The sequence below is a fragment of the Desulforamulus aquiferis genome, assembly GCF_030577015.1.
In the GTDB taxonomy this organism is placed as follows: Bacteria; Bacillota; Desulfotomaculia; order Desulfotomaculales; family Desulfotomaculaceae; genus Desulfotomaculum; species Desulfotomaculum aquiferis.
The window spans coordinates 1-1,775 of the sequence record NZ_JARPTC010000046.1 but is presented as its reverse complement, the minus strand read 5'-3'; the positions used below and the strand labels follow the sequence as shown (position 1 = coordinate 1,775).

Here is a 1,775-nt window from a genome sequence, read left to right as displayed (position 1 = left end):
GGAAGGTTTTGTCCAGCATGGGCATGGTTCCGCCTATGGCCGGCTCCTTTTCTACCATATACACATAGTAGCCGGACTCGGCCAGGTCTAATGACGCCTGTATCCCGGCTATCCCGGAGCCTACCACCAGTACGGCTCCTATACTTTTAGCACTCATCTTAGCACCTCACATCCGTCTAACAATTTTTTTCACAAGCCTATTTCATAGACTAACCCCGGTTCCACGGGGTGTTAGCCCGTGGCCAGGGTTGGCAAATCAATTATATATAGTTTAGCACAAAAGCCAAACTATTTTTAGCACAATTTTTAAACTATTCTTTACTCTTCCTCTTCCTTCTTGGGAGCCCAGTCAGGAAGTACCAGAGCATTAACTAACAATGGAGTAATATGGGTACATTTCCAGCCTTTTTTGTATTCCTTGTTCATATCGTTGAACTGGTCAATGCAGTTGTGGCAGGGAATGGCCACCACTTTTGCTTCAGTGGCATCAATTTGCTCGATTTTCCTCTTGGCCTTGGCCATACGCTCAGCCTTCTTCTCAGGCATAGCCATACCGCCGCCACCTGCACCGCAGCAGTAGTTGTACATACGGTTGGGGTACATTTCACGGAAATCACTGGAGATAGCCTTCATTACGTTACGGTTAGCCTCTAAAACGCCGGACTTACGAACCAGGTTGCAGGGATCATGTACGGTAACAGGTTCAGTGTTTTTGCTGGGATCAACCTTAATGGTGCCGTTTTTAATCCACTCATCATAAACTTCCAACACACTGATAATAGGGAATTTAGGACCATCCCAGAATTTTTCATAGAACAAACGGGTTGATTTATAGGCGTGGCCGCACTCAGTAACAACAATTTTCTTTACGCCAAGACGTACAGCTTCCTCAAAGAAGGGACGCTGTATTTCGCAGAAATCATCATTCTTACCGCTGAACAAGCCTAAGTTGGTGCAGTCCCAACGATGTAAGCCCAAGGTATAGTCGGCCTTTGCGTAGTAGAATACCTTCAAGATTTCCTGTAATTCGTGGGAATAGTATTTAATCTCCCGGGCATTTAGGCCAAAGATAAACTCTGCACCCACCTTGCCAACATTAACCTTATAATTGGGATCCCCCAATTCTTCCTGTAATTCTTCTTCAATCCACTCAATGGTTTCCATATACTCGTCTGCAGGAACATCCATCTGGTTACCGGAGTGAATATGCTCGTTAACTACCTTATCAATAAAGCCTGCTGTAGGAATACCAAATTGACCCCTCACGCCACGGGTAATAATACCAAAGTTTACTCCCATGGGGCACTCTACTGTGCAGCGTTCGCAAACTGTGCAGTTCCAGATAAAGGGATCCTTAAGGGCCTCTTCTCTCATGCCCAGGATTAGTTTGCGTAGAAATTTACGAGGATCGTTATCAGCGTGAATATCGGAATATACACAGCCGGCGGTGCACATGCCGCAGGCCAGACATTGGCTCCAGTCAATATTTTTAAGTTTTTCAGTCACTTCATCCCTGAATTTAGGATCCATTTTAGAAAAATCAATGGCTTCCAGGCTGGTTACTTCAGCATTAACGTTTTCAGACATATTCAAGTCCTCCCCCTTTAAATCAATTGCCTATGGGTCTATTAATATTCGTTAGGCAGCTTATCCAGCTGTTCCTTGGTGAATACCGGGCCGTCCTTGCAGACATATTTGCTGCCTACGTTGCAGCGGCCGCACATTCCTATGCCGCACTTCATTCTGTTCTCCAGACTCATGATAATCCGGTCCGG

The 1,775-nt window shown here is 45.5% G+C and carries 3 protein-coding genes; all 3 read right to left on the bottom strand.

What is annotated here, in order from left to right:
- Positions 1-157: FAD-dependent oxidoreductase (locus tag P6N53_RS18400; RefSeq protein ID WP_304545827.1), on the bottom strand; the 157-nt coding region annotated here is incomplete at its 3' end.
- A gap of 161 nt (positions 158-318) precedes the next feature.
- The gene (locus tag P6N53_RS18395) at positions 319-1,587 is read right to left on the bottom strand and encodes a (Fe-S)-binding protein (RefSeq protein WP_304545826.1); all 1,269 of its coding nucleotides are present in this window, start codon (positions 1,585-1,587) and stop codon (positions 319-321) included.
- Between the two features lie 41 nt (positions 1,588-1,628).
- On the bottom strand, positions 1,629-1,775 hold a 147-nt coding region (locus tag P6N53_RS18390; RefSeq protein WP_441315730.1), incomplete at its 5' end, for an iron-sulfur cluster-binding protein.

What these genes read in the sequence shown, in the direction of transcription:
- P6N53_RS18395 (WP_304545826.1), bottom strand. Translation starts at nt 1,587, where the DNA reads ATGTCTGAAAACGTTAATGCTGAAGTAACCAGCCTGGAAGCCATTGAT.